Genomic DNA, 16,794 nt, shown 5'->3' with positions numbered 1-16,794 from the left:
CCCACGGCCGACCGGGTCGCCGCCGCCCCCGCGCGGGCGAGGTTCCCCGGCGGGCCCGGCCCGGACGATTCCCGCCCCGGCAGGGGGCAGGAGAGCGGCCCTGAGGAGGGGCCCGGAGGAGGCCCGGAGCAGGGGGCCCGGATCGGTCAGGATTCGAGAAGCGCCCTTGGTGCAGGCGCAGTTACCGTGACGGACATGGACATCAGCATTCACATGAGCACCCTGCCGCAGGACGACCCGGACGCCGCCGTGGCCTTCTACCGCGACGTCCTCGGCTTCGAGGTCCGCAGCGACGTGGGCCAGGGCAAGATGCGCTGGATCACGGTCGGCCCCGCCGGCCAGCCCGGCACGTCGATCCTCCTCGCGCCGCCGGCCGTCGACCCCGGTGTCACCGAGGCGGAGCGCCGCACCATCGCCGAGATGATGGCGAAGGGCACCTACGGCTGGATCCTCCTCGCCACCAAGAACCTCGACAGCACCTTCGAGAAGATCCAGGCCGGCGACGCCGAGGTCGTCCAGGAGCCGACCGAGCAGCCGTACGGCGTCCGCGACTGCGCCTTCCGAGACCCAGCGGGCAACCTGATCCGCATCCAGGAACTCCGCTGAGCCCTTCACCCGAAGAAAAGGGGGTTCCTCCATGTGTCGTCCCGCGTGGAGACAGGCACTGATCGAGGCCGCGCACCTGAAGGACCTGGCGCGGCTGCGCCGCGTCCGGGACCGCATCGACCGGGAGTACGCGCGTCCGCTCGACGTCGAGGAGCTCGCCCGCGCCGCGGACATGGCGGCCGGGCACCTCGGCCGCCAGTTCCGGCTCGCGTACGGCGCGTCCCCGTACGCATACCTGACGGCGCGCCGCATCCAGCGTGCGACGGACCTGCTGCGGGGTGGCGACCTCGGCGTCACCGAGGTCCGCCGCGCCGTCGGCTGCCCGACGCCGGGCATCTTCAGCACCCACTTCACCGAGCTCGTCAAGAAGGCCGTCGGCTGATCCACCCGGACACCCCCTAAGGGCGGAGCATCTCCGTCATGGGCGACTGCGGCGGGATCAGGCCCGGCAGCAGCCAGGGCTGGAAGAGGCTCAGTACCGCGAGGATGAGGAAGGCGGCCCCGACGACCTGCGAGAAGACGGGGCCCAGCCGCCAGAGCTTCTCCACGAAGATCACCACGGCCACCGCGGCCATCGCCAGGACGTTCATGACGCCCAGCGGGACGAGCACGACCATCAGCCCCCAGCAGCAGCCCACGCAGTACGCCCCGTGGTGCGCCCCGACCCGCAGGTCGCGGGCCCGGGGCCGGAAGCCCGCGTAGCGCACGAGCTGCCCCATCGGGCTCCGGCAGTGCCGCAGGCAGAGGTCCTTCCACGGGCCGAACTGGTACAGCCCGGCGACCAGGAAGGCCCCGGCGCCGATCCAGCGCCCGGCGCCCGGGTGCTCGTCCACCAGGGCCCCGGTCCCGGCGAGGAGCCCGTAGGCGATCAGGCCGAAGGCCGTCCAGGCCAGCAGGTACCCGCCGGCGAACTGTGCGGTACGGGCCACCCGCACGACACCCGTGGGCGACCGGCGGCCGATGGCCCGCGCCCAGGTGAGGGCCACCGGGGCCACCGACGGGAACATCATGGCGATCATCATGACCAGCCACAGCAGCAGGAACAGCGGGACGCCCATACCCATGGTTCCCGGCGCGACCCCCATGTCACGGGCCTGGTCGACGACCAGCACCCAGGCGAGGACGGCGAGCGACGCCATCACGGACCAGGCGAAGGCGAGCTGCCGGGCCGACAGCAGATTCGCCGGACGCAGAGGTGGTGACAGAGCCTCCCGGTCGATGCGCACACCTCCAGCACATCACGGCGGACCTGCGCGTGCGCGCGGGAACGCGGGTACCGCGTGTACGGGGCAAACACCTCCTCCGGGTGACTCCTGCGGTGGGACAATCGGGGTGGATACCCCGTACGACCCGGGCGTGGGCCGGCGATGGTTCCCGGGGGTCCTGCCGTCCTCCCGAGACCGACGTCCCGGCACGGTCACGAGGAGGCAGGGAGATGTCCGAGACGACGGCGACCGTTCCCCGGTGGCACGCGGCGGGCGACTGGTTCGACACCTGCAAGTGCAACGTGCCCTGTCCCTGCTCGTTCGCGCAGCTGCCCACCCACGGCGACTGCGACGGCATCCTGGCCTGGCACATCCGCGAGGGGCGTTACGGTGACGTACGGCTGGACGGCCTGAACGTGCTGATGCTGGCCTCGTTCGTCGGCAACATCTGGGCCGAGCACACGGACACGTACGCCGCGGTCTTCGTCGACGAGCGCGCCGACGACGCACAGCGCGAGGCGCTTCAGATGATCTTCGGCGGGCAGGCGGGCAGCTGGCCCGCCGAGATGGTGGGCATGATGGGCGCCGAAATGCGCGGCATGGAGTTCGCCCCCATCGAGATCGAGGTCGCCGACGACCTCGCGAGCTGGCGGGCCGTGGTGCCGGGCCGGGTCGAGGCGAGCGCGGTCGCGCTCACGGGACCCACGACCCCGGAGGGTGCGCGCGTGCAGTCGACCAACTTGCCGGGTGCGGAGACCGGACCGGGCCAGGTCGCGACCTGGGGCCGTTCGACGGCGGACCGCGCCGACGCCCACGGCTTCTTCTGGAGCCGCGAAGGCCGGTCCAGCAAGCACATCACCTTCGACTGGGCCGGGCCCGACTAGCCAGGTCGGTCCTTCCGGATCTTTCAGCGCGGTGTGGCGGGTCCGCCGCCGGAGGGGGAGACGACGCCGGCCTCGTACGCCGCGATCACAGCTGGGCGCGGTCGCGGGCGGACCGTTCGGCCAGGAGGCGCGCCGGGGAGGGCGCAGGCGCGTCGGAGCACGGTCCACTTCCCCTGCCCGGGCATCGGACCGTGGTCCGATGGCCGGATGGTCCGATACCCGGGGGTCGCCGTCACCAGGTCGAGGGGACCCCGCCGTTCGGCGGGGGCGGCCCCCGCCGAACGGAGGTCCTGGACAGGGACCGAGGTCCTTCCTGCGGCTGAATTCTTCTTGATCTTCGGGGTGAGAACATGGCCGCAAGGGCTCTCCCGCTGACCACGAGAGAGCCCCGCGCCAGCATCATGCACGTATATGAATCGGGGGATTCCAGATGCTCGAGGCTGCCCGAAGTCCTGGTCTTTGTTCCTCTCATGACACGCTCGACCCCTTCCACGACTGCGACTTGGGGGTGGCACATCTGGTGAACATGGCCGCTCCCGACCTTTCCCGGCTCACTCAGCGGGAAAAGGAAGTGCTGCACATGCTCGGACTGGGAGAGAGTAACCGCCTGCTGGCCCGGCGGCTGAGAATCGCCGAACGCACCGTGAAGGCCCATGTGTCCAGCATCATCGCCAAGCTCGAACTGCGCTCGCGTGCCGATGCGACAGCCTTGTCGATCCTTCGCCACGCCGAGGTCCACACCAGCCTGGGCCTCCCTAACAGCCAATAGAAAAAGGCTCCTTGAGTCAGCATCGTTGTCTTCGTCAAGTGATTGTTTCGCTGAAGGAGAGAACAGCATGACGAAGTCCGCCCGCATAGCCGCCGCTTCGATCGTCGCAGCGCTGGCCATCGGTGTCGCGGCCCCGGCCGCAAGCGCCGCCCAGACCGCCTCCCCGGCCGTTTCCGCCGTTTCCGTCTCGCGCGGTGGCGACGTGGCTGCCGTCGGTCAGTTCGGTGGCACCGCGCAGGCCCCGGCGGCCAGCCCGGCCGACGTGGCCGCGGTGCAGCAGGCCGCCGAGAACGCCAAGGGCAAGGCGTTCATGGAGCTGCTCAAGCGGACGGGCGGCCTGTTCTCCAAGGCCGTCTCCAAGGCCAAGGAAGGCCGTGCCGCATTCAACAGCTGGATGGGCAACCAGCACTGGAGCGTCAAGAGCGCCTGGTGGCTGCTCAGCGGTGGCGTCCAGACCTGGGTGTTCGAGCAGCTGCTGAACTGGGTCGGCTAACACCCCGGGCCGCCCCCTGAGCACGCTCGGGGGCGGCCCGCCCCTCAACGAACGGAAGGCACAGCATGACCCCACGAACGTCCGGATCCACTCCGGTGGACTCATTCTTCGCGGCCCCCATGGTTCTGCTCGGCCTTACATTTCCGGTTTTCTTCTTCCTTTCCGAAGACATCGGGCGAACCGCCGGCTGGCTGCTCTACGGTGCGGGCCTGCTCCTGACCCTCGGCGGTTTCCTCTATTGCGGAATTTCCCGCAAGAGTCCGAGCTGGGGCGGGGCGAGTTGTGCGGTGGGTGCCGCCGTCATCGGCCTGATCGCCTGGAACGTCCACGGGTGGCCCTGGTGAATTCCCCGGACGCCGCCGCCGACAGCGGCCTGACCGCGTATTCGCTCAGCCGTGCATTCGGCTCCAAGACCGTGCTGCACGAGGTTTCGTTACGCGTTCCTCCCGGATCGGTGACCGGATTCCTGGGGGCGAACGGAGCCGGGAAGAGCACCGCGATCCGCATGATGCTCGGCCTGCTCAAGGGCGAGGGAAAGTCCTTCTTCCTCGGCCGGCCCCTTTCCGAGTGGAGTTCCCCGGGGCATGTGGTCGGGGCCGTTCTCGGTGGCGTCGCCGGCCACCCCCGCCACCGGGTCCGTACCCACCTGGCGATGGTCGCCGCGGGCATGGGCCTGCCGGCCCGACGGGTCGGCGAGGTCCTCGACCTGGTCGGCCTGGGCGAGGCCGGCGGGCAGCGGTTGGGGTCCCTCTCGCTGGGCATGGCCCAGCGCGTCGGCATCGCCCAGGCGATGCTCGCAGATCCGCCCGTACTCATCCTCGACGAACCCGGCAACGGCCTCGACCCGCACTCCCTGCGCTGGCTGCGCACGTTCCTGCGCGGCCTCGCCGCGCAGGGGCGGGCCGTCCTCGTCTCCAGCCACCTCCTGGGCGAGATGGAGCAGCTCGCCGACGCCGTGATCGTGCTCGCCCGGGGCCGGGTCGTCGCACAGACCACCGTGCGGGAGATCGCGGCCCGGACCGGGACGGTCACCGCGCAGAGCCCGCATCCCGACCGGCTGACGGAGCTCGTGTCGAAGGCCGGCGGCACCACGCGGCCGCTCGACGGCGACCTGATCGCCATCGGCGGACTGGACCGCTTCCAGGTAGGCGCGCTCGCGGCCGCCGAGTCGCTGGCGCTCAGCTGGCTGGACGAGCGGCCGCCTTCCCTGGAGGACTTCTACCTCTCCGTCGCGCACGAGGAGTTCCACATCCGATGAGCACACCGATGACGGATACGGCTGACTCCGCGCAGGGGGCGCGCACGCACGGGGCGCAGGGCACGTACGGCGGCCCCGCACGCCCCCGGCCGCAGACGCCGTCCGCCCCCACTGCCCTGCGCCGGGCCGTCGCCTACGAATGGCACCATCTGCGCGGGTTGCGCTCCACCTGGATCCTGCTGTCCGTGGTGGCCCTGCTGTCCGTCGGCAATGGGGTGAGTCTGCTGCTGGTCGCCGACGAGCGGGCGGCTCCGTCGCCCTCGGCGGTCGCGGACGCCTTGCAGTGGTCTCCGGCCGCCGTCCAGGTGTCCATGCTGGCCCTGTTCCTCATCACCCTCGGCACCGGCTCCATCAGCACCGACCTCACGCGCGGAGCGGCCCGTACGACCTGGCTGACCGCCGCCTCCCGGGGCACGGCGTTCGCCGCGAAGCTCGGCGTGGCGGCGGTGTCGGCCGCCGCCGTCACCGGCGCGTCCGCACTGCTCGCCGGGGCTTCGGGGGCGCTGGCCCTCGCCGTGTCCGGGTTCCCCCAGCCGGGCTGGGGGCAGGCGCTGCCCGCGCTGCTGCGGTTCGTACTCGTACTGGCCTGCTGGCCGGTGGTGGCCGGCTCGGTGGCGGCGCTCGTACGCAACAGGGCGGGGACCGTGCTGGTCCTCGTGGTGTGGCCGCTGATCGCCGAGCGGCTGACGGGTCTGCTGCTCGGCCGGCTCCTCGGCGTCGAGGGACTCGGTGGATGGCTGCCCTTCGCGGCCGCGCGGGCCGCCATGTCCGGTGCCCCGGAGGGCGTGCCGGACGATGCGGGCGGCGCCTTCGCGCAGGCGATGATCGGCAGCGACCTCGGCCCCGGGACCGGGCTGCTGGTGCACGTTCTGTTCGCCCTCGTGCTGGCTGCCGCCGGCGCCTGGGCCTACCGGAGGCGCGACGCCCCCTGAGGCTGTCCGGCCGCCTTCATCGAAGCGACCCCTGCTCGGGCCCCGGCCCCGGCGCTGTCGCGGGCGCCCGGGCGGGCAGGTGGGCGCGGACCAGGAAGCCGCCGCCCGGGGTCGGGCCGGCCTCCAGGCTGCCGCCGAGGGCCTGAGCCCGCTCGCGCATCCCGGTCAGTCCGTGCCCGCCGCCGTTCTGCGGCGGTGTCGGCGGTGTCGGCGGGGCCACGGCCGGCCGGCCGGTGGGAGCCGGCGCCAGGCTGCGGATCTCGACGAGCAGGCCCTCCTCCGGTCCGGGCCCCGCCGCAGGGGCGGCCCGTACCGACGCGGCCGCCCCGAACCCGTGCTTGCGTACGTTGGCCAGCGCCTCCTGGACGATCCGGAAGGCCGCCTCCTGTACGGCCGCGGGCCACTGCCGCTCCATCGCGGCCCCCAGATCCGCCGAGACGTCCAGACCGCTGTCCTCGATCAGGGCGCCCACCTGCCGAAGCCCCGGCCCCTCGCTGCCGGGGCCGTCCTTCAGCACGCCCACCATGCGGCGCAGTTCGGTCATCGCCGCGGAGGCCAGCAGGCGGATCGACGCGGCGGCCTCCCGGCTGTCCGCTCCGCCGGCGGTCCGCTCCAGCGCCGCCGAGCGCATCGTGATCAGGCTGACGTGGTACGAGACCGAGTCGTGCATGTCCCGGGCCAGCCGGGCGCGTTCCTCGGCCGCCGCGGTACGGGCGGAGAGTTTCCGCTCGCGTTCCTGTGCCTCGACCAGCCCCGCGATGTGCAGGGAGAGTTCCCGCCTCGCCCGCGCGAGCGAACCCAGCGCGGTCGGTCCGGTGCTGGCCAGCGCGGCGGAGACCAGCCCCATCAGCACGTACTCGGGCGTCCACTCCTCCAGCGGTTCCGCCGGGTAGTAGGAGGCGAGGCCGACCAGGAAGAGGAGGCCGGCGCAGACCAGCGTCACCGCTCGGGACCGGGCCGCGACCGCCACCTGGTACATCGTGAACAGGGGCGCGAGCACCAGGTATCCCGTGAACGCGACGGGCAGGGTGGCCAGCATGGCCGGGACCGGGTGGCGCAGGCAGACGGCGACCGCCACGAGGGTGAATCCGTACAAGGTCAGGTCCGGCGGGCTGCTCTCGGCCCACACCGTGGCGATCTCCGCTCCCGAGACGGCGAGGACGACCGCCGTCTGCGCGAGGGGCGAGAACCTCACGCGGCCGGCCGGGGATCGGTCCGTGCCAGACCGGCCCGGTGGGCGAAGACGGCGGCCTGGACCCGGTTCTCCACGCCGAGTTTGCCGAGGATCGCGCTGACGTGGTCCTTGGCCGTGGCCGCGCTCAGCCCCAGCCGGCGTCCGATCTCGGCGTTGGCCAGCCCGTCGGCGAGCAGCGCCAGGACATCGAGCTCGCGTGCCGTCAGCGTGTCCTGCACCGGGGGTCCGGGACGGGCCGGCCCCTGCGTCAGGTAGCCCTGTACGACGGAACGGGCGACCGGCGCCGACAGGACGGTCCCCCCGGCCGCGATCAGCCGCACCGAGTGGATGAGCTCGTCGGGCGCGGTGTCCTTGAGCAGGAACCCCGCGGCGCCGGCGCCCAGGGCCCGTGCGACGTCCTCGTCCGCGGAGAAGGTGGTGAGCACGGCGACCGCGGGCGGGTCCTGGGCCGCCCGCAGGGCCTCCAGCACCGTCAGGCCGTCGGTGCCGGGCATCCGCAGGTCGAGCAGGACCACCTCGGGTCGGTGGACGGCGACCGCCGCCACGGCCTCGGGGCCGTCACAGGTCACGGGCACCTGGATGTCCGGTTCGGACTCCAGGATCTGCTGCATACAGGAGCGCAGGAGGAGTTCGTCGTCGACGATCAGAACCCGGATCACCGAACAACCCCCCTTCGTCAGTCCATCCCGCCGCCCTGACAACACCGGTGTGTCCAGGCCGTTCACCCAGGCGGGATCCAGCCGCTCCCCGGCGCGGCCGCGCCGCACCGGCCGCTCCGGCGCACCGCCAGGGGACGTGCGGCACGCGCCGGGTCCCGTCGGACGGACGCCGGCCGCGGACCGGGCCTCAGCCGGTCTGCTCGATGAAACGGCGCAGCTCGGCGCAGAGGGCCCCGGGGTTGTCCAGCTGGACGAGGGTGCCCGCCCCGGGGATCTCCACATACCGCCCATGCGGCAGCAGTTCGGCGAGCCGTCGGCCCGTGGCGGGCGGCATCATGCGGTCCTGGGCTCCCCAGGCGACCAGCGCGGGCCGGTCGAATTCCGCGAGCTTCTCGGCGGCCTTGAGGTAGGTGTCCTTCCGGGTGCTGCGGCAGAACTTGGCGAGATCGCGACGGATCGCGCGCCGCCCGAGCAGGGGCCCGTACCAGCGCCGGACCAGCGCGTACGGGATCGGCCGCTGCGCCATGCCGCCCAGCGAGCTCCCCATCCGTACGAGGAAGGGCACGCGGAAGGACTGCAGCAGCAGGAACAGGCCGCCTGGGACCCAGGAGGCCGCGTGCAGGGTCCTGCCCTGGATGCCCGGCGGGTAGTTCTCCAGCGCCTCGCACGAGGTGAGCACCAGGCGGCCGACGCGTTCGTCGCGCACGCCCACCAGGAGCTGGGCCGTGCCCGCGTCGTTCTGGACCAGGGTGACGTCGCGCAGGCCGAGGCGCTCCAGGAACTCGGCCAGCAGCGCGGCGACCCCGTGCGCCGAGAGGTCCGCGTCCGGCCGCATCGGTCTGCGATGGCTGCCGATCGGCAGTACGGGCACCACCACCCGGAAATCGGCCCGCAGTTCCCGTACCACCTCGTCCCAGACCGACCCGTCGAACCCGAGCCCGTGGACGAGCACCACGACCTCTCCGTCCCCGCCCGTGTCCGTGAAGTCGATGACGCCTGCGCTCAGTTCGATCTCGGGCAAGGTGCTACCTCCGACTAGATAGACCGATCTAGTGAGAGACTATCGAGTGTGAGGACCACGGGCGACACCAGAGCACGCATCGTCACCGCCGCGACCGAGCTGTTCCGGCGCCAGGGCTACGCCGCCAGCGGTATGAAGCAGATCGTCGCGGCGGCCGACGCCCCGTACGGCTCGGCCTACCACTTCTTCCCCGGGGGCAAGACACAGCTCGGCGAGGAGGTGATCCGTACGTCCGGTGCGGCCTACCTGGAACTGATCACCGGCCTCTTCCCCCCGGCGGAGGCCACCGAGGACATGGCCACCGTCACCCGCGACGCGTTCACGGCCGCGGCGCAGACCCTGCACGAGCTCGACTTCACCGACCCGTGCCCCATCGCCACCGTCGCGCTGGAGGTGGCCGGCACCCATGAACCGCTGCGCCTGGCCACCGCCGAGGTCTTCGCGAGCTGGACGGACGGCCTCGCCGCCTTCTACCTCGCCGGCGGTATCGCCGAGCCCGCCGCGCACGAGACCGCGAGCTCGGTGATCGCCCTGCTGGAGGGCGCGTTCATGCTCGGCCGTGCCGCGCGGAGCACCGGTCCGGTACTGGCCGCGTCCCGGGCCGCGGCGGCCATCGTCCGCGCGGCGCAGTCCGATGCCGCGGCGACGTCGGCCGGCGCGTAGGGCAGGGCATGGCCGGGGCGCTCGGGCCCGGCTGCGGCGTCGTCAGTCGCGGGCGGGCGTGCGCAGGGCGGAGAAGATCAGGAGCGCGAACGCGACCACGGCGGCGGCGGTGCGGATGTCGTTGAACATCTCCCAGTGCCGCAGGATCTCCGTGTGATCGGCCGGGGCCGAGGTGTGCGCCCACTCCTTGATCCGGCCGTTGATCGGGACGTTGCCGAACCGGGTGACCAGGAGGGACGTGAGGGCCAGCAGGCCGGCCCCGCCCGCGAGCAGCCGCGTACGGCCGCGCGTCACGACGGCGAGGGCCAGCGAGCTGACGATCGACACGCCCATCGCCGCCTGCATGGTGATGCCGTTCATCTTCATCAGCTCGGTGTGGAACGACAGCCGTATGTCGAGCGGTACCGCGTTGAAGGTGGGTACGAGGTTGGCCGCCCCGTAGCCGAACGCGCCGGCGAGGAGTCCGGTGGAGAGGAGGGCCAGGCCCAGCAGAAGGCGTGTGCGCATGTTCGTCGGCTCCTGTGCGTCGGTGCTTGCGGGGGGTGGGCGCGCGGGCGGGCGGGGGATTCCCGCCGGCGACCGTGAGGGGCGCCGGCGCCCCTCACGCCTGTGCACAAGGGTCCGGGCTGCTTCGCGCCAAGTCCAAGAGAAAGTCCTTCTCGCTTCGAGATGGAGGTCATCAGGTAGGGCCACGGAGGCCCCGCGTCACTTCCCGTCGGAGAAGTTGTGCACGCCCCACCAGCCCGAGGAGTCGTGGTAGAGGCCCACGCCGACCTCGGTGAAGTCCGGGTTGACCTGCGCCTTGTAGTGCCCGGAGCTGTGGCGCCACATCGACTGGAACTTCTCGGCGGCTTCCTGGGCGGTCATCGAGGCATCGCTGTACCAGACGATGTTCTCGCCGGTCCAGGTGCGCGAGCCCGTCTTCAGGTAGGCGCGGTCCGCTGACGAGGAGTGGGCGAACCCGTTGTTCTTCATGTGCTCGGCCCACTTGCGGGCGAAGTCGCTGAGGTCCTGCTTGAGCGCGAGCGGAGGCCGGCCGACGGCGGCTCGTTCGTTGTTGAGCAGCTGCAGGGACAGCGACTGGGCCGTCGCGGCGTCCTGCGTCGAGGTGCGAGGGCCGGGCACCTTGGGGTCCGGCCCCGCCGGACCGCTCTCCGAGGTACCGCGGGTCGGGGGCGCGGCGGGCTTGGCCGCGCGTTCCGTGGTCGGCGCCCCGGAGCGCTGCTCCCCGTCCTTCGCCTGCGGCGCGGGCGCGGATGCGGATGCCGATGCGGGGACGGACGCGGCGGCGCTCGGGCTCGCCGTCCCCCCGGTGGCCGACGGGCCGGCTCCGGCGGTCGCAGACGCGGTGGCGGCCGGCAACCCGTCCACCGTGTCCGGCCGTCCGGCGAGCGCCCAGGGGGAACCGGTCGCGGCGGTACGTTCCGGAGCCTCCTCGGATATGAGGGCGTAGGCACTCCCGACCCCGGCCAGCAGGACCACGGCGGCCGCCGCCATCAGGGGGGTCCGGCGACGGCTCCGGCGGTGGCCGCCGGCCGCTCCGCGCGCGGCGCGCGACCGGCCGCGCCGGTCCGGCCCGGAACCGGCACCGACCACGTCCGCGGCCGCGTCCGCGCCGTACATGAACTCATCGTCGTGATACCGCATCGCATCTCCTCGAAGGTGACGGCCCACTTGGCCTGACACTGAAGGAGACCCGTGAGCCGCGCGGCGATAACACCTTTCTCACAGGAAGATGCGGCCCTGCCCGCCCCGGGTCCTCATCCGCCGTCCCGGCCGAACCACCGCGCCAGTGCGCCGGCGAGCCCGTCCCCGGTATCCGCCGCATCCCCCGCCCAGGCGACGATTCCGTCGGGGCGTACGAGCAGCCCGGCCGCCTCCTGCCCGCCGGCGCAGGCCGCGGTGGCGACGCGTACGCGCTCGCCGTACCCCTGCGCGAGCGCCCGGAGCCCCGCGTCGCCGGCGAGGTCGAGCAGCAGTCCCCGCCCGTCGTGGAGCAGGTCCGCGAGGTGCGTCCCGTCGGTGAACGCGAGATCCGGGGCGCTGCGGCCGACCAGCGGATGGCTGCCGGGAAGGTCGTACCGGTGCGAGACGCCGGAGATCTTCTTGGCGAGATACGTGGTGCCCGCGACGGACCCGGCCAGCTCGGTGACGACGTCGCGCAGAGCGCGGGCCTGCGGTTCCGGCCGCATCAACGCGATCTGCGCCCGGGTCCAGTCGAGCACCCATGCCCCGACCGGGTGCCGTTCGGCCGTGTACGAGTCCAGCAGCCCTTCCGGTGCCCGGCCGCGTACCACCGCGGCGAGCTTCCAGCCGAGGTTCACCGCATCCCCGATGCCGAGGTTCAGGCCCTGGCCGCCGAACGGTGAGTGGACGTGCGCGGCGTCGCCCGCCAGCAGCACCCGGCCCGCGCGGTAGTCGGCCGCCTGGCGCGCGTGGTCGGTGAAGCGGGTGGCGGTGCGCACTCCGGTGATCGTGACCCCGGTCCCGGAGACGCGCCGCAGGCTCGCCTGCAACTCCTCCGCGGTGACCGCCGCTTCCCGGTCGGCTGGCGTGCCGTCGAACTCGACCGTGAGGATGCGGCCGGGCATCGGCCCGTGCACGTACATCCCGGTGTCCGTGTGGTTCCAGCCGGGACGCAGGGCTTCGGCCCCGGTCATCTCGACGAGGGCCTGGTGACCGGTGATCTGCGGATCCGTGCCCGGGAAGGCGAACCCGGCCAGCTTGCGGACCGTACTGCGGCCGCCGTCGCAGCCGACCAGCCAGTCCGCGCGTACGACCTCCCCCGACCACCCGTCGGCCGGCCGCGCCACGCGGACCTCGATTCCGCCGTCGTCCGCGTCGAAGCCCGTCAGCTCGGTGCCGGTGCGCACCTCGGCTCCGAGCTCACGGGCGCGTTCGGCGAGCAGCCGCTCGATCTCCTGCTGCGGTACGAGGCTGACGTCCCGAGCGGGACCGGCGCCCGCGAAGTCCGGGTCGGTCGCGTCCAGCAGCTCCCCGCTCAGCATGATCCCGGCGAAGTGCCCGGCGAACCTGGCCGGCGTACGGGGAGGCCGTCCGTCCCCCGGGGGCCCCTGCTGTTCGCGTACGAACGCCTGGAACCGCTCGACGGAGCGCTGCTGGACCTCGGCCAGCGCGGGCAGCATGCCGCGCCGGTAGAAGGCCTCGGCGGTCGATGTGTTGATCGACCCCGCCTTGATGGTCGGGTCCACTTCGGTGCGGCGCTCGACGACCACCACGCTCGCGCCGCCGAGCCGGAGCTCGCAGGCGAGCATCAGTCCGACCGGGCCGCCTCCGGCCACCACTACGTCAAAGTCCGAGTTCATGGCGTTCACTTTAGTCACTAAAACTTTTGAGTCGCTATAGTGTTATCCGTGAACGAGGAAACTGAGAGACGTGGTTCCGCGGAGCGCGCGGCCGACCGGCCGCCGACCTTGCGCGAGCGCAAGAAGCGCGAGACCCGGCAGCGGATCTCCGACGAGGCGACGATGCTGTTCGCGGCGCGCGGCTTCGACCAGGTGACCGTGGCGGAGGTCGCCAAGGCCGCCCATGTCTCCACGATGACGGTCTTCAACCACTTCCCCCGCAAGGAAGACCTCTTCCTGGACCGGATCCCCGAAGCCGTCGAGCTCTTCACGGCCGCGGTGCGCAACCGCCCGGCCGGCGAATCCCCGTCGGCCGCTCTGCGCGCGCTGCTGCTCCAACTCCTCGACCAGCGCCACCCGCTGGCGGCGGTGAGCGACGACTTCCCGTACTTCTGGCGCATCGTGCTGGACTCACCCGCCCTGCGGGCGCGGGCGCGCGAAGGCGTGGAGGAGGTGGAGCAGGCACTGGGGGACGCGATCGCCGGGACCGCCCCCGGGGGCGACGGCCCCGCCCCCCGCCTCGCGGCAGCACTGACCGTCGCCGCGTACCGGGCCGTCTACGTCGCCACGGCCCGACGCCTGCTCGCGGGCGAACGCGCGGCCGACGTGGCCGACGACCACCGCTCCCGCCTGCACGAAGCGTTCGACGCCCTGGAACGCGCACTCCCCGCGGCGCGCTGACGGAACATCGCTGCCTTCCGCCCGATCCCGGGGTTCTCGAGAGCAGGAGGCGCCGTACCCCTACGGCTTCTCGGCGGCCTGGCGGAGCAAGGCGAGCGGCTGATCGACCGAGGTCGTCCTGGTCTTCATTCCGTACGGCTCCTGCTCGTCCTCGCTGAGGACTTCCCGGCTGTTCGGGTCGCGGGCGATGTGGACCTGCATGTACGGGACGGTCTCGCCGGGCGCGAAGAGCTTTCCCTCACGCCAGGCCGGAACGTACAGGCTGGTGCGGGCGGCGTTCAGGGTCGGTTTCCCGTCCGTCCTGCTCCGCGAGCGCCGCACACAGACCCTCCGCCGCGGTGGCCGCCGCGGAGGAGCCCACTTCTGGCTGTGGACCGCCGCGGCGGCGTCTTCGGTGATCCAGTACGTCCCGTCGACAGCAGCGCCGGATCGACCGGAGCCGGCCCGGGGGTACGCGGCCCCTGGCGCGCGGCCCGCGTACATCGGCCGATGATGGAAGTACGGCCGAACACGCGGAGCTGATCATGACGGGTTGGCGTGTCAGGGACTACGCCCAGGACGATCTCGAAGCGGTGATCCGGGTCGATGCGGAGAGCGGCAGGACCGAAGAGCCACCTCTCTTCCCGCTCTCGGACGCCGTGGCGGCCCTCCAGGCCCTCCATCCGGCGGTGGTGGCCACGGCGGACGAGTTGGTGGTCGGTGCCGCGGTGAGCAGGGTGGACGGTGACCGGGCGTGGATCCTGCGCATCAGCATGGCGCCTGCCTGGCGGCACCAGGGTCTGGGCAGCGACCTGATCACGGCCTTGGAGCACCGGCTGTTCGCCGGTGGCGTCCGAACGGTGCACGCGGTCCTGCCCGACGGCGAGACCGGTGCCGCCGCCCTGTACAACTGCGGCTTCGGAGCCCGTCCGGGCCTGGTCTTCTTCGAGAAGCGCGGGCGCGTGACCCCTCAGGCGGTCAGCATGCTCGCGTCGCTGGGAGCGGAGCTGCCGCCCGGGGGACTGTGGCAGAAGGTCGCGGGCATGGAGCGGGAGAAGGAGCTCATCGAGCGGCGTCTGGTCCTGCCACTGGCCCATCCCGAAATGGCCGCCCAGCACGGCGTGGAGCTGCCGCGGGCGGTGATGCTGTTCGGGCCGCCCGGGACGGGGAAGAGCACGTTCGCGCACGCGATCGCCAGCCGCCTGGGATGGCCGTTCCTCGAACTGTTCCCCGCCCGGCTGGCCGCCGAATACGGGCTGGCCAGCGGGCTGAACCGGCGCTTCGACGAGATCGCCCGGCTCGATCACGTCCTGGTCTTCATCGACGAGGTCGAGGAGATCGCGGGGACCCGAAGCGGCGCGGACGCGACCGCGGTCGGTGTCGTCAACGAACTGCTCAAGGCGATCGTCCGGTTCCGGGGCCAGGACGGGCGGCTGCTCGTGTGCGCCACGAACGACGTGACCACGCTCGACTCCGCGTTCCTGCGGCACGGCCGTTTCGACTACGTGCTGCCGATCGGCCCGCCCGACCGCCGAGCCAGGACCGCGCTGTGGGAGAGCTACCTGGCCCGGTCGGGCGCCGAGGCCGACAGCGCGGTGCTGGCGACCGCCAGTGAGGGGTTCACCCCTGCCGACATCGCCCATGTGGCGCGCACCGTCTCCCAGGTCCAGTTCGAGCGCACCTTCGACACCGGGACCCGGACCCGCCCCACCACCGAGGACTACCTGCGCACGATCGGCGAGACCAGGCCCACGGTCAGCGCGGGCATGGCCCAGGAGTTCGCCCGGCAGACCGAGAAGTTCGCCCGTATCTGAGCCGTCTCCCGCCGATCAGGCCCGGCCCGTTGCCGTCGGGGCTTCTCAGATCTCGTCGGAGTGTGCGCCGGTGCTGGCGGGGGTCCTGCTGGCGGCGAGCCACGAGCGGGCGGGCCCGGCGGGCGCCGCCGTGTCCACGGTGAGGTGGAGGCGGGTGTTGCCGTCGAGGGCGGGGTAGCTGCGCTGTTCCGTGCCTGCGAAACAGCGCCGGAGCGCCTCCGCGACCGCTCGGGCGGCTTCCGGAGTGTGCGCGATGATCCGGACCTCGGCGTGCCCGAGGGAGGGCAGGGTCTGGGTCTCGATGTACTTCACGTGGGCGTGGTTCCCTTCAGGGCGGGTGAGGAGGCCGGCGGGTCGGGGCGCCGGGGCGCCCCGCCGCTGCCCCCGGTCGGAGGAAGATCCGTTCCTCACCGGTCGGCACCCGGGTGGTGGGCTCGACGACCGGTGTCGTCCGGCAGGCCGGGAGGCCTCGGCCGGGGGTCACTGAAGCGGTAGGCCTCGATCCGCGCGTCGTTCCGGGCGTTCAGCACCTGGATCCAGCGCATGGCGACGCCGATCATCAGGATGATCACCGCGACGAGGACGACGGTCTCCACGGAACTCACCTCCAGCCGTTCCCGGACAGCGGCAGGGCACTTCGTCCCATCGGCTCCCCGAAGGGCGACATGCAGGCCCCGCCCTCGCCCTCCCAGACGGCTTCCCGGCGGCGCGCGTCGCGGACGCCGCGCCCGATGACGCTCTCGTTGGTCATCAGGACGCCCGCCGCCAGGGCACTGCCCGGGATCGCGGCGGCGGCCATCAGCCGGGCCGCGGCCGCGGGCCCGGTCTCGGGCGGGACCACCAGGAGGTCCCAGCGGCCGACGGTGTAGGAGAGCAGGATCAGCTTGTCGGGGTCCTGCTCGGTGAACCAGCCCACATGCAGCACGCGCCCGTCCACGGCAACCGTGCGCGGGACGACCGGCCAGCGGGCGGGATTCACCGTGACGCGCGTGACGCGCCCCCACGGCTCCTCCAGAGCGGCCGCGAGAGCGGGGAGCTCGGCTCCGAGGTCACGCGAGCGGGGCCACCAGGCACCGTCCAGCTGACCTGCGAGGGTGGACTTCGGCGTAAGGGACAGGCGAGCGGGGAGCAGGGCAACAGCCGGCTGCGCGGCGCGGTCGAGGGTGGTGGTCATGTCGCGGACCCGTCCCCGGACCGTTCGCGAACGGTCCGGTGCAGTGATCGCCGGAAACGACGTCCGCGTGGGAGCGGGTGTGCGAAATACTCCCGG

General features: G+C 72.4%; 22 protein-coding genes. 11 read left to right on the top strand and 11 right to left on the bottom strand.

The window, feature by feature from the left end; all coding sequences use genetic code 11:
• Positions 1–195: 195 nt before the first annotated feature.
• The gene (locus ACZ573_RS24875; protein WP_189738411.1) at positions 196–606 is read left to right on the top strand and encodes a VOC family protein; all 411 of its coding nucleotides are present in this window, start codon (positions 196–198) and stop codon (positions 604–606) included.
• 31 nt (positions 607–637) lie between these two features.
• A complete protein-coding gene (locus tag ACZ573_RS24870) occupies positions 638–988 on the top strand; it encodes a helix-turn-helix transcriptional regulator (RefSeq protein ID WP_471307620.1) in 351 nt (116 codons plus the stop codon).
• A 16-nt stretch (positions 989–1,004) separates the two neighbouring features.
• Here the strand turns inward: ACZ573_RS24870 and ACZ573_RS24865 are convergent, their stop codons facing one another.
• The gene (locus ACZ573_RS24865; protein WP_471307617.1) at positions 1,005–1,832 is read right to left on the bottom strand and encodes a DUF2182 domain-containing protein; all 828 of its coding nucleotides are present in this window, start codon (positions 1,830–1,832) and stop codon (positions 1,005–1,007) included.
• A gap of 209 nt (positions 1,833–2,041) precedes the next feature.
• Here ACZ573_RS24865 and ACZ573_RS24860 point away from each other — a divergent pair, with 209 nt between their 5' ends.
• From ACZ573_RS24860 to ACZ573_RS24835, 6 genes are all read left to right on the top strand, one after another.
• Complete coding sequence (locus ACZ573_RS24860; RefSeq protein ID WP_471307615.1) at positions 2,042–2,695, top strand: DUF1326 domain-containing protein; 654 nt, start codon at positions 2,042–2,044, stop codon at positions 2,693–2,695.
• Positions 2,696–3,125: 430 nt separating this feature from the next.
• Positions 3,126–3,464 (top strand): response regulator transcription factor, encoded by a 339-nt coding sequence (locus tag ACZ573_RS24855; protein WP_471307612.1) that lies wholly within the window; start codon positions 3,126–3,128, stop codon positions 3,462–3,464.
• 67 nt (positions 3,465–3,531) lie between these two features.
• The gene (locus ACZ573_RS24850; protein WP_471307607.1) at positions 3,532–3,957 is read left to right on the top strand and encodes a hypothetical protein; all 426 of its coding nucleotides are present in this window, start codon (positions 3,532–3,534) and stop codon (positions 3,955–3,957) included.
• Positions 3,958–4,052: 95 nt separating this feature from the next.
• Entirely contained in the window at positions 4,053–4,301 is a 249-nt protein-coding gene (locus tag ACZ573_RS24845) for a hypothetical protein (RefSeq protein WP_471307605.1), read from the top strand.
• Positions 4,289–5,215, top strand: a complete 927-nt coding sequence (locus tag ACZ573_RS24840) for an ABC transporter ATP-binding protein (protein ID WP_471307602.1) — start codon at positions 4,289–4,291, stop codon at positions 5,213–5,215. Before ACZ573_RS24845 ends, ACZ573_RS24840 begins: the two co-directional genes overlap by 13 nt.
• Entirely contained in the window at positions 5,212–6,147 is a 936-nt protein-coding gene (locus ACZ573_RS24835) for a hypothetical protein (protein ID WP_471307599.1), read from the top strand. Before ACZ573_RS24840 ends, ACZ573_RS24835 begins: the two co-directional genes overlap by 4 nt.
• A gap of 16 nt (positions 6,148–6,163) precedes the next feature.
• Here the strand turns inward: ACZ573_RS24835 and ACZ573_RS24830 are convergent, their stop codons facing one another.
• From ACZ573_RS24830 to ACZ573_RS24820, 3 genes are all read right to left on the bottom strand, one after another.
• Positions 6,164–7,342 carry a sensor histidine kinase gene (locus ACZ573_RS24830; protein ID WP_471307598.1) on the bottom strand — a complete coding sequence of 393 codons (1,179 nt, stop codon included), beginning with the start codon at positions 7,340–7,342 and terminating at the stop codon, positions 6,164–6,166.
• A complete protein-coding gene (locus ACZ573_RS24825) occupies positions 7,339–8,001 on the bottom strand; it encodes a response regulator (RefSeq protein WP_471307595.1) in 663 nt (220 codons plus the stop codon). The genes ACZ573_RS24830 and ACZ573_RS24825 overlap by 4 nt, the downstream gene beginning before the upstream one ends.
• A gap of 187 nt (positions 8,002–8,188) precedes the next feature.
• Complete coding sequence (locus ACZ573_RS24820; RefSeq protein ID WP_471307592.1) at positions 8,189–9,022, bottom strand: alpha/beta fold hydrolase; 834 nt, start codon at positions 9,020–9,022, stop codon at positions 8,189–8,191.
• A 48-nt stretch (positions 9,023–9,070) separates the two neighbouring features.
• Between ACZ573_RS24820 and ACZ573_RS24815 the strand changes: the two genes are divergently transcribed.
• Positions 9,071–9,685 carry a TetR/AcrR family transcriptional regulator gene (locus ACZ573_RS24815; RefSeq protein WP_471307590.1) on the top strand — a complete coding sequence of 205 codons (615 nt, stop codon included), beginning with the start codon at positions 9,071–9,073 and terminating at the stop codon, positions 9,683–9,685.
• A 42-nt stretch (positions 9,686–9,727) separates the two neighbouring features.
• Here ACZ573_RS24815 and ACZ573_RS24810 read toward each other — a convergent pair whose 3' ends face one another.
• From ACZ573_RS24810 to ACZ573_RS24800, 3 genes are all read right to left on the bottom strand, one after another.
• On the bottom strand, positions 9,728–10,192 hold the full coding sequence (locus tag ACZ573_RS24810) for an anthrone oxygenase family protein (RefSeq protein ID WP_471307588.1): 465 nt from the start codon (positions 10,190–10,192) through the stop codon (positions 9,728–9,730).
• A 198-nt stretch (positions 10,193–10,390) separates the two neighbouring features.
• Positions 10,391–11,332, bottom strand: a complete 942-nt coding sequence (locus ACZ573_RS24805) for a CAP domain-containing protein (RefSeq protein WP_471307586.1) — start codon at positions 11,330–11,332, stop codon at positions 10,391–10,393.
• Positions 11,333–11,445: 113 nt separating this feature from the next.
• Positions 11,446–13,011 carry an FAD-dependent oxidoreductase gene (locus ACZ573_RS24800; protein ID WP_471307583.1) on the bottom strand — a complete coding sequence of 522 codons (1,566 nt, stop codon included), beginning with the start codon at positions 13,009–13,011 and terminating at the stop codon, positions 11,446–11,448.
• 48 nt (positions 13,012–13,059) lie between these two features.
• Here ACZ573_RS24800 and ACZ573_RS24795 point away from each other — a divergent pair, with 48 nt between their 5' ends.
• Entirely contained in the window at positions 13,060–13,731 is a 672-nt protein-coding gene (locus ACZ573_RS24795) for a TetR/AcrR family transcriptional regulator (protein ID WP_471307581.1), read from the top strand.
• Between the two features lie 60 nt (positions 13,732–13,791).
• On the opposite strand, the gene ACZ573_RS24790 is transcribed toward ACZ573_RS24795, so the two are convergent.
• On the bottom strand, positions 13,792–14,052 hold the full coding sequence (locus ACZ573_RS24790; protein ID WP_471307578.1) for a hypothetical protein: 261 nt from the start codon (positions 14,050–14,052) through the stop codon (positions 13,792–13,794).
• Positions 14,053–14,255: 203 nt separating this feature from the next.
• On the opposite strand from ACZ573_RS24790, the gene ACZ573_RS24785 reads away from it, so the two are divergent.
• A complete protein-coding gene (locus ACZ573_RS24785) occupies positions 14,256–15,524 on the top strand; it encodes an ATP-binding protein (protein WP_471307575.1) in 1,269 nt (422 codons plus the stop codon).
• Positions 15,525–15,569: 45 nt separating this feature from the next.
• Here the strand turns inward: ACZ573_RS24785 and ACZ573_RS24780 are convergent, their stop codons facing one another.
• The 3 genes from ACZ573_RS24780 to ACZ573_RS24770 form a co-directional block, all read right to left on the bottom strand.
• On the bottom strand, positions 15,570–15,836 hold the full coding sequence (locus ACZ573_RS24780; protein WP_471307572.1) for a hypothetical protein: 267 nt from the start codon (positions 15,834–15,836) through the stop codon (positions 15,570–15,572).
• Between the two features lie 95 nt (positions 15,837–15,931).
• Positions 15,932–16,120, bottom strand: coding sequence for a hypothetical protein (locus ACZ573_RS24775; protein ID WP_471307569.1), 189 nt, complete (start codon positions 16,118–16,120; stop codon positions 15,932–15,934).
• 5 nt (positions 16,121–16,125) lie between these two features.
• Complete coding sequence (locus tag ACZ573_RS24770) at positions 16,126–16,698, bottom strand: DUF5994 family protein (protein ID WP_471307566.1); 573 nt, start codon at positions 16,696–16,698, stop codon at positions 16,126–16,128.
• Positions 16,699–16,794 lie beyond the last annotated feature (96 nt).

This window comes from Streptomyces sp. NPDC040545 (assembly GCF_055595065.1).
Note: the sequence above shows the minus strand (reverse complement) of the source record. Positions and strands in the feature narration are given on the sequence as shown.